This window comes from Burkholderia aenigmatica, from assembly GCF_902499175.1.
GTDB lineage: Bacteria > Pseudomonadota > Gammaproteobacteria > Burkholderiales > Burkholderiaceae > Burkholderia > Burkholderia aenigmatica.
In genome coordinates, this window is record NZ_CABVQC010000031.1 from 1 (window position 1) to 14707 (window position 14707).

The 14707-nt window shown below is 69.1% G+C and carries 13 protein-coding genes and 2 pseudogenes; 9 read left to right on the plus strand and 6 right to left on the minus strand.

Translation table 11 applies throughout. The features are described 5' to 3' along the window. Both BDO18943_RS21980 and BDO18943_RS21985 read right to left on the minus strand, forming a co-directional pair. The coding region (locus BDO18943_RS21980; RefSeq protein ID WP_175024019.1) for a hypothetical protein at nucleotides 1–333 on the minus strand (333 nt) is incomplete at its 3' end. 408 nt (nucleotides 334–741) lie between these two features. Next, nucleotides 742–894 carry a hypothetical protein gene (locus BDO18943_RS21985; RefSeq protein WP_175024020.1) on the minus strand — a complete coding sequence of 51 codons (153 nt, stop codon included), beginning with the start codon at nucleotides 892–894 and terminating at the stop codon, nucleotides 742–744. Between BDO18943_RS21985 and BDO18943_RS21990 the strand changes: the two genes are divergently transcribed. From BDO18943_RS21990 to BDO18943_RS22000, 3 genes are all read left to right on the plus strand, one after another. Beyond that, a complete protein-coding gene (locus BDO18943_RS21990; RefSeq protein WP_175024021.1) occupies nucleotides 887–1141 on the plus strand; it encodes a DUF3562 domain-containing protein in 255 nt (84 codons plus the stop codon). The genes BDO18943_RS21985 and BDO18943_RS21990 overlap by 8 nt on opposite strands. Nucleotides 1142–1214: 73 nt before the next feature. Next, nucleotides 1215–1358 carry a hypothetical protein gene (locus tag BDO18943_RS21995; protein ID WP_175024022.1) on the plus strand — a complete coding sequence of 48 codons (144 nt, stop codon included), beginning with the start codon at nucleotides 1215–1217 and terminating at the stop codon, nucleotides 1356–1358. Between the two features lie 128 nt (nucleotides 1359–1486). Beyond that, nucleotides 1487–3286, plus strand: coding sequence for a methyl-accepting chemotaxis protein (locus tag BDO18943_RS22000; protein ID WP_175024023.1), 1800 nt, complete (start codon nucleotides 1487–1489; stop codon nucleotides 3284–3286). A 30-nt stretch (nucleotides 3287–3316) separates the two neighbouring features. Here BDO18943_RS22000 and BDO18943_RS22005 read toward each other — a convergent pair whose 3' ends face one another. After that, nucleotides 3317–4354 (minus strand): sigma-54 interaction domain-containing protein, encoded by a 1038-nt coding sequence (locus BDO18943_RS22005; RefSeq protein WP_175024024.1) that lies wholly within the window; start codon nucleotides 4352–4354, stop codon nucleotides 3317–3319. Between the two features lie 406 nt (nucleotides 4355–4760). On the opposite strand from BDO18943_RS22005, the gene BDO18943_RS22010 reads away from it, so the two are divergent. Then, on the plus strand, nucleotides 4761–6746 hold the full coding sequence (locus BDO18943_RS22010; protein ID WP_175024025.1) for a hybrid sensor histidine kinase/response regulator: 1986 nt from the start codon (nucleotides 4761–4763) through the stop codon (nucleotides 6744–6746). Nucleotides 6747–6831: 85 nt separating this feature from the next. On the opposite strand, the pseudogene BDO18943_RS22015 reads toward BDO18943_RS22010, so the two are convergent. From BDO18943_RS22015 to BDO18943_RS22025, 3 genes and pseudogenes are all read right to left on the minus strand, one after another. After that, nucleotides 6832–7226 (minus strand): annotated as a pseudogene (locus tag BDO18943_RS22015) (PRC-barrel domain-containing protein); the annotation flags it as partial. A 109-nt stretch (nucleotides 7227–7335) separates the two neighbouring features. Beyond that, a complete protein-coding gene (locus BDO18943_RS22020; RefSeq protein ID WP_175024026.1) occupies nucleotides 7336–7770 on the minus strand; it encodes a CBS domain-containing protein in 435 nt (144 codons plus the stop codon). Nucleotides 7771–8099: 329 nt separating this feature from the next. After that, entirely contained in the window at nucleotides 8100–8348 is a 249-nt protein-coding gene (locus tag BDO18943_RS22025) for a hypothetical protein (protein ID WP_175024027.1), read from the minus strand. Between the two features lie 140 nt (nucleotides 8349–8488). On the opposite strand from BDO18943_RS22025, the pseudogene BDO18943_RS22030 reads away from it, so the two are divergent. The 5 genes and pseudogenes from BDO18943_RS22030 to BDO18943_RS22050 all read left to right on the plus strand — a co-directional run bounded on the left by BDO18943_RS22030 (nucleotide 8489) and on the right by BDO18943_RS22050 (nucleotide 14609). Next, nucleotides 8489–8789, plus strand: a pseudogene (locus BDO18943_RS22030) (hypothetical protein). Nucleotides 8790–9122: 333 nt separating this feature from the next. Next, nucleotides 9123–9434: an ATP-binding protein gene (locus tag BDO18943_RS22035; RefSeq protein ID WP_175024028.1), complete on the plus strand. Its 312-nt coding sequence runs from the start codon at nucleotides 9123–9125 to the stop codon at nucleotides 9432–9434. A gap of 206 nt (nucleotides 9435–9640) precedes the next feature. After that, nucleotides 9641–10519, plus strand: coding sequence for a MipA/OmpV family protein (locus BDO18943_RS22040; protein ID WP_175024029.1), 879 nt, complete (start codon nucleotides 9641–9643; stop codon nucleotides 10517–10519). Between the two features lie 98 nt (nucleotides 10520–10617). Beyond that, nucleotides 10618–12312 carry a VRR-NUC domain-containing protein gene (locus tag BDO18943_RS22045; protein ID WP_175024030.1) on the plus strand — a complete coding sequence of 565 codons (1695 nt, stop codon included), beginning with the start codon at nucleotides 10618–10620 and terminating at the stop codon, nucleotides 12310–12312. After that, nucleotides 12309–14609: an ATP-dependent DNA helicase gene (locus tag BDO18943_RS22050; protein ID WP_175024031.1), complete on the plus strand. Its 2301-nt coding sequence runs from the start codon at nucleotides 12309–12311 to the stop codon at nucleotides 14607–14609. Before BDO18943_RS22045 ends, BDO18943_RS22050 begins: the two co-directional genes overlap by 4 nt. Nucleotides 14610–14707: the final 98 nt, after the last annotated feature.

Sequence of the window (14707 nt, forward strand, 5' to 3'; positions counted from 1 at the left end):
CGTGCGGTTGCGCAGGCGGTTTGCATGCGGCCAGCCGGGGCGCGCCTTGCGGCGCGGCTCCGCAACGGCCGCCGCGTCGGAGGCGGCCCGCGCGCAGAGTGCCGCGGCGAACCGTTGCAACGCGAGGACCGAGCCCGCGACGCTCTGGTACTTCTCGCGGCCGATCTGCCCGTCGAGCGTGACGAGCAACCCGGCTTCGCGTGCGAGCGCAAGCAAGGTGTCGATATTGTCGGACGGACGGTTGCCAGCCGACACGGCACGGGCGGGCAGGGCGCGCGCGTTGCCCGACGCGCGCCGCTGGCCGTCCCGGCCCGGTAAGTTGCGATGTCCCATGGTTGGTCTCCTGCGCCAGGCCCCGCATGCCGGCTCGATGGCCGGCTGAGCGATTGCCCGTATGAACGTTTCGTCCATGTCATCAGTATCGTGTGGCGCCCGTGCGCTGCCAAGCAGCGCGCGCTGAAGTCGCTGTCAGGGATTGCGCGGGGCGTATCGGAATCCGCTGACACGCAGTGCGACCGATCGGCCGTCCCGGCGACGATCCGGCGCGTTCGTTCCGACGAATGGGCCGGGCGTGGTGGCGGTCGCTTGACGCATGATTTCGGCCGGTCTAACTTCGTCACTGCATCGGCGTCGAGCGGCCTCCATCGTTTGCCCGCCACCGGTGCCGCGCCTCGGGGTGGCGTGGCAGGGCTTCCAGTCTCGTTCGCGGGCAGTTCGCGCCGCGAATCTTGCGCGGCCGGTTCAGGGACGAATCGGCGCGGCGGCACGCAACGTGCTGTTGATCGCGCGCAAACACGCGCCGGCGCATCGCACGCCGCGCTGCCGTTCAGTCTTTAAGCTTCCGGTATCTACTTCTTTTCGTTCCTCGACCGTCAGGAGTCCGTCGATGTCCAAGGACAATTTGCTCGATTCACTCAAGGAAGCCGCCAAACAGCGCGCGATCGGTTCGGATCAGTTGCGTGCGATGCTCGACGACGAAGTGCGCGTCTTGTCGTCCGACGCGCGGGTGCACGACTACATCCACGTGTTCGCGATCCGGCACCTGCGCGAACGGATGCGCCAGCAGGACGATTTCGACCACGACACGCGGGCCGACGGGTCGCCCACGGAATCCGATCCGCGTCCGAGCCACCGCCTGTGACGGGCACGCGCCGCGGTTGACGCCGCGGACGTGACGCGCTCCGCCGCCGGGCCAGGGCCGGATCCTGATCGACATGCAGGCATCCGTCGACAGCGAACCGGCCTGTTCCCATTCCCTTTCGATTGCCGTGCGCAAGATCGCCGGCACCGTCGTCGCATCCGGCGACGGCGTGTGCGCGCGGTGCCGGCCGGGTGTGGCAATCCCGGCGCCCTCCTGAAAACCGACGTTGCGTTTCGTCATACGTTTCACTGAATTGTCACGGCGGCCTCAAGTAAGCGGCGCGATTGCCGTTTACCCGGTGAATTCGTCCACCGGGCGTTCGCGCTCCCTTACCGAGTCGTTGCCATGTTCTCGTCCATCCGCGCCCGCATCCTCGCCGCGTGCGTCTCCATCGTCGTATTCGCGCTCGTCGCCACCACGCTCATCAACTATTTCATCGCGCGTTCGTACAACGACGACGCGATCGATCGCAACCTGACCTCCGTCGCAAGCGGCCACGTGGTCGGGATCGCCGACTGGGTCGCCACCCGGAGCCGGATGATCGCGTCGCTGCAGGATGCCGCGCTGACTCCCGATCCGCTGCCGGTGTTCAAGCAGATGGCCACGGCCGGCGGCTTCACGAACGTCTACGCGGGCTATGCCGACAAGGCGTTCCACTTCTCCGACCCGACCGGCATCCCGCCCGACTACGATCCGACCGGCCGCCCGTGGTACAAGCAGGCCGCGCAGGCCGGCAAGCCGGTCGTCACGCCGCCTTACGTCGACGCCGGCACGGGCAACCTCGTCGTCACGTTCGCGGTACCGATCCTGCGCGACGGCGCCCTGAAAGGCGTCGTCGCCGCGGACGTGTCGATGGACACCGTGATCGCGAACGTGAAGTCGATCCACCCGACGCCCGCGAGCTTCGGGATGTTGATCGACAGCAACGGCCACGTGGTTGCGCACCCGGACCCGAAGCTCACGCTGAAGCCGGTCGCCGACGTGTCGGCCGAACTCGGCGCGACGAACGGCGCGACGATCGCGGCCGCGACCGCGCCCGTCGAGGTGAGCGTCGGCGGCGACGCGAAGCTGGTGCGCGCGCGCCCCGTGCCGGGCACCGACTGGTACGCGCTGGTGCTGCTCGACAAGAGCGAAGCGACGGCCGGCATGCGCTCGCTGCTGACCGCGTCGCTGATCACGCTACTCGTGATCGTCGCCGTCGCGTCGCTGATCATCGGCGCGATCACCGCGACCGCGTTCCGCCGCCTGTCGCAAGTGCGCCAGGCGATGGCCGCGATCGGCTCGGGCGCCGGCGACCTGACGCAGCGCCTGCCGGCTGACGGCCGCGACGAAGTGGCCGACATCGCACGCTCGTTCAACAGCTTCGTCGACAAGCTGAACGACGTGATGCGCCAGATCCGCGACGCCAGCGAGTCGGTGCGCACGGCCGCGAACGAGATCGCGGCGGGGAACCAGGATCTGTCGTCGCGCACCGAATCGGCGGCGGCGAGCCTCGAGGAAACGGCGGCATCGATGGAAGAGATCACCGCGACCGTCGGCCAGTCGGCGGCGGCGGCCGGCCAGGCCGACGAACGCGCGGCGGCCGCGTCGCGGATCGCGTCGCATGGTGGCGTGGTCGTGTCGGACGTCGTCGCGACGATGGAGAAGATCGAGGAAGCATCGGGCCGGATCGGCGACATCATCGGCGTGATCGACGGGATTGCGTTCCAGACCAACATCCTCGCACTGAACGCGGCTGTCGAAGCGGCGCGCGCGGGCGAGCAGGGCCGCGGCTTCGCGGTGGTCGCGCAGGAAGTGCGCAGCCTCGCGCAACGCAGTGCGCAGGCCGCGCGCGAAGTGAAGGTGCTGGTCGAATCGACGGTTGCGAGCGTGTCGGCCGGGTCCGGGCAGGTGCGTCAGGCCGGCGATACGATGCGCGAGATCGTCTCCAACGTGTCGAACGTGACGACGATCATCTCCGAGATCACGCACGCGGCGAACGAGCAGACGCGCGGCATCCAGGAAGTGAATCGCGCGGTCACGCAGCTCGACGAAATGGTGCAGCAGAACGCGGCGCTCGTCGAACAGTCGACCGCTGCCGCGACAGCGCTGCAGTCGCAGGCGAACGCGCTGGCGACGACGGTCGGGCGCTTCAAGGTCGCGTAACGCGGCGCGCGGGAAGCGCGGCCGCACCGCTCAGGAGCGGCCGCCGTCGCGCATCAGCGCGAGCCGGTTGTAGAGCGTTTTCAGGCTGATTCCGAGCGCTTTCGCGGCGCGCGGCTTGTTGCCGTCGAAGTGGCGCAGCGTCGCCGCGATGAAGCGCTGCTGCGCATGGTGCAAGGTCGCGCCGAGCGGCAGCGCCATCGTGTTCTCCGACAGGCGCTCGGGCGGCAGCGCCGGCTTCGGCAGCGTGACGTCGATGCCCTCGTCCGCCAGGATGTACGCGCGCTCGATCGTGTTGTGCAGCTCGCGTACGTTGCCGGGCCACGAATACGCGCGCAACGCGGCGATCGCTGCTTCGGTCAGCCGCTTGTGCAAGTGATGCCGCGTGTTGAGCGCGTCGACGAATTCCAGCGCAATCGTCTCGATGTCGCCGTCGCGCTGGCGCAGCGGTGGCACGTACAGCGCAAACGCGGCGAGGCGGTAGAACAGGTCCTCCCGCAGCCGGCCGTCGCGTACGGCTTCGGCCGGGTTGTGGCGCGTGGCCGACACGATGCGCACGTCGAGCGGAATCGCGTCGGTGCCGCCCACCCGGACGATCGCATTCGATTCGATCGCCCGCAGCAGCTTCACCTGCAGCGGCGCAGGCATTTCCGCGATCTCGTCGAGCAGCAGCGTGCCGCCGCGCGCGACTTCGAAGAAACCTTCCCGCTGCGCAATCGCACCGGTGAAACTGCCTTTCTCGTGCCCGAACAACTGCGATTCCGCGATATCGGGCGGAATCGCGCCGCAATTCACGGGGACGAACGGGCCATCCCGCCGGGCACTGAGATCGTGCAACCGGCGCGCGACGATATCCTTGCCGACCCCGCTTTCGCCGGCAATCATCACGCTCGCGCGGGTCGGCGCGATTTTTTCGATGCGGCCGAGCAGCGTGCGCATCGCGGACGACCGGCCTGACAGCCGGCGGCCGTCTGCGCGCTGCTTCGAACGGTTGGCGGTTTCTCCCATCGGTGTTGGCGGGCCGTTTTGAAAATCGGCACCACGCGTTCCGTTGATTGCAATATTTATCATCGACAGCGAAACGACCGTAAAGGTGCCGCGGAATAGAAATTTCCAATGTGCGCGGCGAGGGCGGAAGAAACAGGCCATCGATTCCTGACACGAATCGCGGCACTTCCGGGCCATCCTGGGTCGTGTCGGTGCTTTTTTACAGCATTTCGATAAAAAAGCCGGTCGCGGCCATGATGCACCGATGCGGCCCATGACACCGGTCGGTGCCCGACCGGCCGCCGCCCCCGCACTTGGGGCCGCCAGGCAGCCAGGTAACCGGCACGGCGTGCCATCGGCCATCCACGGCCGGAATCGGGTATGCCACTTGCGGATGCCATCACGCTCGCCCGGCACGCTCGACGGCAGGCCTGCTGCCGACCAGCGGCACGACACCGTGCGACGGGAGCCGGCGCGACGCAAGGATGCAATGAGAACCCTGACCCGTGAGCTGTTACGGCAGGGTGCATGGGTGGTGCTGGCCGTCGGGCTGGCGTCCGCGCTGCAGGCGTGGGCGGTTCGCGTCGTCGGCGAGCATACGCCATTTGCGCCGCTGCCTTTCTATGTCGGCGTGGCGGCTGCGGCATGGCTGACGTCGTTCGGCGGCGGCCTGGCCGCGGCGGCCGCGAGCGTGGCCGTGATCGGCGTGTTGTGGTGGCGCGATGCGCCGCTGGCCACGCTGCTCGCGCAGGCCGGCGCATTCATCGCGATCAGCTTCGTCGAATGCGTGCTCGTGATGGCCGTGAAGCCGTTGCTCGCGAACGATCGTCTGCGCGAACCCGATGACGACGGCGACGCCGCTGCGCGCGAGCCGGCGCCTGCCGCCCGCGTCCCCGTTCCCGTCCCTGACGACGGCCTGCTGCGCCGCGTGGTCGATGCGTCGCCCGACGCGATCGTCGGGGTCGATGCCGCACGCCGGATCACGAGCTGGAATCCGGCCGCGCGGCGGATCTTCGGCATCGACGCGGCGCAGGCCACCGGGCGCGATATCACCGCGATGATCGCGCCGCGCTGGTTGCGGCGGCATCCGGTGCCCGCATCGTTCGCGAACCTGCATGCACTGGTCGGGCCGCTCGACGTGCTGTGCATACGGCGCGATGGCAGCCGTTTTCGTGCAACCTTCGCCGCGTCGCCGATCGTCGATGCGCAGGGCCGCTGCACGGGCCTGTCGATGACATTGCGCGAAGCGCGCGAACGCCGTCGTGGCGAGCGGCGCAACATGCGCTCGCTGCGCGGCGCGCGCGACGCTCGTGCCCAGGCGGACACGTCGAACCGGCTGAAGGACGAGCTGCTGGCGACGGTGTCGCACGAACTGCGCACGCCGCTGAACGTGATCTACGGCTGGGTCGAGGTACTGCGCAACGTCGATGGCCAGGGGCTCGCGCAACAGGCGGTCGATGCGATCGATCGCAGCGCGCGGTCGCTGTCGCACATGGTGGCCGACCTGCTCGACGCGTCGGCGCTCGCAACGGGCCGCTTGCGCCTCGAGCGCGTGCCGGTCGATCTCGTGCGGGTCGTGCGCGACGCCACGCGTGAACTCGACGCGACCGCACAGGCGAGTGGGCTCGAACTGTCGACCGAATACGAGATGCCGACCTGCGTGATTCCGGCGGACCGCGAGCGCGTGCGTCAGGTCCTGTCGAACCTGTTGTCGAACGCGATCAAGTTCACGCCGCCGGGCGGCCGCATCGTCGTGTCGCTGACCCGTGCCGGCGAGCGCGTGCGGCTGTCGGTCGCCGATACCGGGCAGGGGATTGCGCCGGAATACCTGCCTCATCTGTTCGAGACGTTCAGCCGGCCCGAACGCGCATTCGCGTCGCCGAAGCGCGGCCTCGGGCTCGGCCTGTCGATCGTGCGCAACATCGCGCAACTGCATGGCGGCGAGGTCGTCGCGACGAGTGCCGGCACCGGGCGCGGGACGACCGTGACGGTCACGCTGCCGGCAGGCTGGGACGCCGACGATCCGGCCGAGAACCTGTTGCACGCGGGGGGCACGCCGGACACGGTGGCGCTCGACGGCCAGCGCGTGCTCGTCGTCGACGACGATGCGACATCGCGTGCGAGCCTTGCGGCGGCACTCGAAACGATGGGCGCACAGGTGTCGACCGCGCAATCGGGGCACGACGCGCTCGATGTGGTGGAACGGCAAGCGCCGAACGTCGTGCTGTCGGATCTCGCGATGCCGGACGGCGATGGCTTCTGGCTGCTCGACCGCATCCGCCATTTGCCGGGCGGCAGCGGGCATCTGCCAGTCATCGCGGTCACCGCGCACGCCGGCAACGCCGACCGGCATCGCGTGATGGCCGCCGGCTTCGACGCGTATCTGTGCAAGCCGGTGGACATGCCGACGCTGGCGAGCGTGATTGCCGATGTCGCACCCGACGCCGAGCACGGTCGGCACACCCGCGGCCGGTAGCCGCCGGCGCGGACGCTCGCCCGGTCAGCCACGAGGCAAGGAGGCAAGGAGGCACGATGGACGCAACGGAAAGCACGTGGCACGACGGTGCGTCGAGCGCCGTTTCGCCTTCCTCGATCAGCCAGTATGGCGAACTGCCGTAGTACGCATGCAGTGCCTCTGCCCAGTCCGGATCGGCCATGGCCGGCCAGCGGTTCCGGTCGAAGCCGGGGGCTTCGCGCACGCGTTCGGTGGCGACCGGCAGCACGAAGCATTTGCGCTCGACGTCGAGCACGAGCACGTTCAACGGCACGGCGAGCAGCTTGTCGCCACGCCGCGCGACGACACGACCGCATACGCGATCCGGCCGGTGCGCACGTCGAGCATGATGTCGGCGACCTGGCCGATATCGTCGCCGTCCATCGTCAGGACGCGATCGCCCTCGAGCGTGCGGGCGGCCATCACGTCAGGCCCCGGCCCGCCGCACGCCGCGCGATGCATGCCGCCGACGATGCGCGTGTCGGCGCACGACGGTCTGTCCGTTGTCGTCGAACACCTCCTGGTCGAAGCGGCACCCCGGGGCGGGCCACGCGGCATGAACGGGCGCCGGTCAGCGCCGGCGCGGCAGCGACACGTCCTCGAGCGTATTGGCCAGCTCGTCGCGCTCGGGGCCGCCCGCGCGTGTCGCGATGTCGCCGAGCGACACGATGCCGACCAGCCGCCGGTTGCGGTCGAGCACCGGCAATCGATGCAACTGCGCGTCGGCCATCCGCTGCTGGACGTCACCGACGCCGTCGTCCTCGACACACCATTGCACGGGCGTGGACGCGACCGCCTTGACGGGTGTATCGGACGTATGACCGTGCGATAGTCCGCGCACGGCGAGGTCGCGATCGGTCACGATCGCGACGAGTTCGGTGCCGTCGCAGACGGGCAGCACGCCGCCGATATCGAAGCGCCGCATCAGTTCGGCCGCATGGCGAATCGTGTCGGTCGGCGCGACGCACACCACGTCGCGCGACATGATCTCGGTGACGCGATACATGAACGTCTCCTTCGTGAGCGAGACGATGAGGAAGCAGACGGCGTGCCACCCACGCCGGGGCGCGACGGCCAGGCGACGGAGAAATTTGCCAGCCCGCTTGTACATCTTCCACGGCGGCAGCCGTGAACGGGCGGGGCGGGACGTCAGTGGCCGATGCCCGTCATCGCGACGATCGCGAGCACCACTGCGCTTTCGATCGCCGCCAGCGCAGCGACGCCGGCGGCGCCGCTGATTTCATGCCATCTGCGTTCAAGGCGTTTCATCAGATCAACTCCGGATTGCTCCGGCGCGCCGCTGCGCCGCCGCGCAGCGCGGGCCGGGTGCCACCGTCAGCCGTGATCGGGGGGCGGGGAAGGAACGTGCGGCGCGCGGCGTTCGTGCTTGCCGGACGGCTTGGCAGGATCGATACGGGTCGCGCCGCCAACGGCGGGCGGGTCGCTGGCCGGAAACGTCTCCTCGAGTCCCTCGTCGATGCGTTCCTCCGTCTTGTCTTTGGACGGCGGGCGCGACGTGGCGAGCCAGAGCAGTCCGGCAGCCGGTGACACGGCGTCGTGGCGGCCGGGGGCGTGAACGGTCATGGTCGAACCTCCTTGGTCATGGATGCGGGCGCAAGCGCCATGCCTGCGCGGGCCGACGGCACGACGCTTGCGCATCGGCGGAACCGCACGGGGCGCGGCGCAGCCACGCGCGCCGTCGGCGTGGACGAGAGGACATCGTGATGAATGCTTCCAAGGAAAGGATACGTTACGACGCGAACGTATGCGGCGGCGATTTCTCCCATGTGCGCGAACGTTTCGACACGTGGAAGCGCGAATCGCTGGTCTATCGGCCCGAGCGGCGCATGTTCGACGGCAAGGACGAGGTACGCGAACTGAACGACACAGTCTACGACGGCCCCGAGCGCGCGCAGCGGGCTGCTCGTCGCGCAATGCACGCCGTCCGACCGGTTCGCGCTCGCGGTGCGGCTGATCGCGGAGGGGCGCGCGATGTGGCTGGTGATGGCGGCCTACGACGACTAAGCGCACCGCAGCACCCGACCGGAGCGGGCAACCGGAGGAAAACGGCGCGGCAGCGGGCACGCCGCTTGCGCGCGGTGCCAGCGCCATCGAGATGCGCGCGCCGTCGCGCAGGAGAGACATGAAGACGCCATTCACGCTGCACCGCCCCGAGCCGACGACGCCCGACGTCGACCCGGATCCGCCGCCGCCCGGGCACGACGATCCCGTCGATCCGCCGGTACCCGACGGGCTGCCGCAGGGCGACCCACCGTCGCACCCGCCGCCGATGCGGATGCCGGGAGGCAGCGGTGCGCCACAACCGGCCGCGCGAAACCTGAAAAAAGGAGGACCCTCATGGACATTCACGTGCAATCGCCAGACAAGCGCGCGATCGCTCAGGTGCTGGGCCGCTATTTCGAATCGCGCTCGTTGCGCTATCACATCGAGGAATTGCCGGGCGGCGTGCTGCAGATCGGTTTTCGCGCCAGCGGCCACCCGGTCGCCGTCACCGTGTCGTTCGACGATGCCGCGTTCGACACCTATACGCAATGGGATGCGAGCCAGAAGCAGCTCGCGCTCGGAAGGCTTGCCGATGGCTTCTCGCGGATGATGTCGACACGCAGCCCGGCCGCGCTGGCCGGCGACTATCACGTCGAGCGCTTCTGATTCCACCACGCTTCACCGGTCGGTGCCGGCCTACGGCAAAGTGCCCGCGCGTAGCGGGCGCTTTGCGTCTGCGCGCGTGTCGCGTAGGATGTCCGTTAATTCAGCGCACGCTACGTTCGCGCCGCAGGCTGCCAGCCGCTGCAGCCGAAGAGGCGCGATGCGCTTTCCTTCAGGTTCGATTCGCGCAACCGACGGGGACCGCCTTGATGACTGCTGCTCGCCCTTTGCTGTCGCCCGGCGCACGCCGGTTCGTTTCCGGTGTGTCGGCCTTTGCGGCGCTCGCCGCGGCCGGTGCCCGCGACGCGTCGGCCCAGACGCCTTCGCCGCTCGGCGAATGGCAATACTCGGCGGGTGTGCCGCTCGAAAAACTGTACGACCCGAACATCTCCACCTGGGATATCAGCGTGGGGGCCGCAATGACGCTGCAGCCGCGCTATGCAGGCTCCGATCGCTATCGCGTGATGGGCGGCCCGAATCTCGACATCCGCTATCGCGACCTGTTCTTCCTGTCGACGGGCGAGGGGCTCGGTGCGAACGTGCTGCGCGGGCCGAACTGGCGCGTGAGCCTGTCGGTCGGTTACGACCTCGGGCGCCGTTCGGCCGACGATACCGAACACCTGAACGGCCTCGACAACATCAACGCGGCACCGGTGATGAAACTGGCGGCCGATTACGTGATCTCGAAGGAATTTCCGCTCGTGCTGCGCGCGGATATCCGGCGCAGCCTCGGCGGCTCGAATGGCTGGGTTGGCGATTTCTCCGCGTACATGCCGCTGCCGGGCAGCAACGAGCATTTCTTCTGGTTCGCGGGGCCGACCGTGTCGTTCGCCGATTCGCGCTACATGAACAGCTGGTTCGGCGTGAACCAGGGCGCCGCCGCGCGTTCCGGGCTGCCGGCCTATTCGTCGGGGGCCGGGCTCAAGTCGTTCGGCGCGGGCGTGACGATGGCCTGGTTCGTGAACAAGCACTGGTTCGTCACGATCGACGGCGCGATCGAGCAGCTCGTCGGCCGCGCCGCGCGTAGCCCGATCACGCAGCAGTCGACCAACGGCGTGTTCGACATGTCGGTGAATTACCAGTTCTGACGGCGGCCGGGCAGCAGGGCGCGACGATACGGGGTGGGGCATCTGCCGTCACATTTGATATGATTCTGACCTGTACAAATGTACAGTGAACAATCCCCGTGACGCCTGCTTCGCCGACGCCCCCGGCGTTTTACTACCTGACCAATTTCGAACGCGCGCTGGCCTGGCTCGGCGAGCGTTACGACGATCTGTTCGACGCGCACGAGCACGCGTTCGTCCGGCAGTTCGCGACGCTGCCGCAGGCGTCGCGCGCGCTGCTCGTGCGGATGCTGATGCGCAACGGGGCCGACTTCCGCGCCAGCAAGCTCGTGTACGACGAAATCGGCTGCACGCTCGACGCGGCCGCGCCGCTCGTCGAACTCGGCTGGGTCGATCCGGCGCCCGCGCTGACGCTCGACGAACTGTTCGCGCTATCGACCAAGGCCGATCTGCTGCGCATCTTCCCGGCACTCGCCGCGCATGCGGGCAAGCGCAAGCCCGAATGGCTCGAACGGCTGCGGCCCGCGCACGACGTCGCGCAACCGCTCGACGCGTGGTGCGCGCAGGCCGGCGACCGCGTGCTGCGCGTGACGGTGGGCGCGCTGTGCGACCGGCTGCGCCTGATGTTCTTCGGCAATCTCCATCAGGACTGGAGCGAGTTCGTGCTCGCCGATCTCGGCGTGTTCCAGTACGAAAGCGTGCCGATCGCACCGTCGTCCCGTGCGTTCCAGCAGCGCGGCGACGTCGACGCGTATCTCGCGCTGCAGATGTGCCGCGATGCGCTCGACGCATGGCCCGACGATCTGCCGTTCGACGACCTGATGCGCGCGATCGACGCGGTCGGCTGCGGGCAGCCGTGGCTCGCGACGCGTCGCGCGAAGCTGCTGTTCGCGCTCGGGCAAACCTGCGAACGCCGCGCCGACTGGGCCGCTGCACTCGACGCGTATGTGCGCAGCGCATGGCCCGGCAGCCGCCATCGACGTATCCGCGTGCTCGAACGGTGCGGGCGTGACGACGACGCGCTCGCGCTGGCGCTCGATGCGCGCGGCGGCTTCGAGAGCGACGAGGAGCGTCAGCGTGTCGAGCGGATGCTGCCGCGCCTGCAGCGCCGGCTCGGCCAGCGCGCCGAACGTGCGGCCGCGGCGGCGGACGTGCCGCGCGAAACGCTCGTGCTCGCGCGCCCCGATGCATTCGTCAGCGTCGAATTCGCCGTGCGCGACCACCTCGCGCAACCGGCTTCGCCCGTGCATTACGTCGAAAACACACTGATCAATTCGTTGTTCGGGCTGCTGTGCTGGGAACCGGTGTTTGCGGCGGTGCCCGGTGCGTTTTTCCACCCGTTCCAGCGCGGCCCGGCCGACCTGCACGCGCCCGATTTCGCCGCGCGCCGGGCAGACGCGTTCGCCGCGTGTTTCGCGCAACTCGATTCGGGCGCCTATCGCGACACGATCCGCCGGCATTTCGCGACGAAGGCGGGGCTGCAATCCCCTTTCGTGTTCTGGGGCGTGCTGAGCGACGAACTGCTCGACGAGGCGCTCGCGTGCCTGCCGGCCGAGCACTTGCGGCTGTGGTTCACGCGCCTGCTCGCGGATATCCGCAGCAACCGGTCGGGGCTGCCCGATCTCGTCCGCTTCTGGCCCGGTGAGCGCCGCTACGAGCTGATCGAGGTGAAAGGCCCCGGCGACCGCCTGCAGGACAACCAGACGCGCTGGCTCGCCTACTGCGTCGCGCACGGCATCCCGGTGCGCGTGATCGATGTCGAGTGGGCCGGTGAAGGCGTCGCGCACGCCGAAGCGGCGGGTCTGTCCGCATGAGCTACGTCGTCGCGGTGCGGGCGATGTGCGAGTTCACCGCGCGACGCGGCGATCTCGACCTGCGCTTCACGCCCGCGCCGACGGCGCTCGAAGGCATCGCCGGCCACGGCGCGGTCACGTCGAGCCGCGGCGCACGCTACGAAACCGAGATCGCGCTGACGGGCACGTGGGGCACGCTCACCGTGCGCGGCCGCGCAGACGGCTACGATCCGGTGGCGAACCGCCTCGAGGAGATCAAGACCTATCGCGGCAGCCTCGATGCGATGCCGGCCAACCATCGCGCGCTGCACTGGGCGCAGGCGAAGGTCTATGCGCACTTGATGTGCGACGCGCGCGGCCTCACGGAAATCGACGTCGCGCTCGTCTATTTCGACATCGTGTCCGAGCGCGAGACGATGCTGACGCAAACGCTGGGGGCGGCCGAGCTCGCGACGTTCTTCGCGGAGCAGTGTGCGTGCTTCGTCGGCTGGGCCGAGCGCGAGACGGCCCATCGCGCGGCGCGCGACACGGCCCTGCGTGCGCTCGCGTTTCCGCACGGACAGTTCCGCAGCGGCCAGCGCGAGCTGGCGGTGGCCGTCTATCGCGCGGCACGCGACGAGCGTTGCCTGATGGCGCAGGCGCCGACCGGCATTGGCAAGACGCTCGGCACCGTGTTTCCGCTGCTGAAGGCCTGCGGCGAGGGCGAGCTCGACCACGTGTACTTCCTGACCGCGAAAACGCCTGGCCGCGCGCTCGCGCTCGAAGCGGCGACGACGCTCGGCGCCGGCACGCCCGCGCTGCCGCTGCGCGTGCTGGAACTCGTCGCGCGCGACAAGGCATGCGAGCATCCCGACAGCGCGTGCCACGGCGAATCGTGCCCGCTCGCGAAAGGTTTCTACGACCGGCTGCCGGCCGCGCGCGATGCGGCGATCGAGGCCGGGCTGCTCGATCGGGACACGGTGCGCACGGCCGCGCTCGCGCATGACGTCTGCCCGTACTACCTGTCGCAAGAGCTCGCGCGCTGGTCCGACATGATGATCGGCGACTACAACTACTACTACGACGGCAGCGCGATGCTGCACACGCTCGCGCAGCAGAACCAGTGGCACGTCGGCGTGCTCGTCGACGAAGCGCACAACCTGCTCGATCGCGCGCGCAAGATGTACAGCGCGTCGCTCGATCCGTTCGCATTCGCGGCCGCGCGCGAGGCCGCGCCCGCCGCGCTGCGCAAGGCCTTCGACCGGCTCGCCCGCGCATGGGGTACGGTCAATCGCGCGCAGGCCGAGCGCTATGCCGCATATCCGGAGATACCGGGCCCGATCGTGTCGGCCGTGCAGAATCTCGTCGCGGCGATCGGCGAACACCTGACCGACGCGCCGCGCGCGAACGGCGACGCGCTGCTGCGGTTTCATTTCGAGGCGATCCAGTTCGGCGTGCTGGCCGAAGCGTTCGACAGCGCGTCGATCTTCGATGCGACGCTGCATGGCGAGCCGATGCCGCGCCAGCCGGCGCTCGACGGCGTTGCGGCGCCCGGCCGCCGGCGCCGCGTGCAGTCGACGCTGTGCGTGCGCAACGTGATTCCGGCCGGCTTTCTCGCATCGCGCTACGAAGCCGCGCGCGCGACCGTGCTGTTCTCGGGCACATTGAGCCCGTTTCATTTCTATCGCGACACGCTCGGGTTGCCCGGCGACACGGGCTGGCTCGACGTCGACGGGCCGTTCCGCGCCGAGCAACTGACGGTGCGCGTCGCAAGCCACGTGTCGACGCGCTGGCGCGACCGCGACCGTTCGCTCGAACCGATCGTGGACCTGATCGCCGCGCAGTACGCGACGCGGCCCGGCAACTACCTTGGCTTCCTGAGCAGCTTCGATTACCTGGGGCGCGTGGTCGCGCTGATGCAGACGCGGCATCCGGACGTGCCCGTCTGGGCGCAGGCGCCCGGCATGGCCGAAAGCGAGCGCGACGCGTTTCTCGCGCGCTTCGACGCGGGCGGGCGCGGTGTCGGCTTCGCGGTGCTGGGCGGGGCGTTCTCGGAGGGCGTGGACCTGGTCGGCGAGCGGCTGATCGGCGCATTCATCGCGACGCTCGGGCTGCCGCAGGTCAACGACGTCAACGAGCAGATGCGGCGCGCGATGGACACGCGTTTCGGCAACGGCTACGACTACATGTACCTGTATCCGGGCTTGCAGAAGGTCGTGCAGGCGGCCGGGCGCGTGATCCGCACCGAGCACGACGAGGGCGTCGTGCATCTGATCGACGACCGTTACCGGCGACGCGAAGTGCGCGATCTGCTGCCGCGGTGGTGGCGGATCGGGTGAGACGGAAGAAGCGCTGCCGGCAGACTGCCGATTCCGGCAGGTGGGCGCCATCCGTCGCGTAGCGAGATCGGGCGGACGCGGCCTGGGCGGGTGCTGCC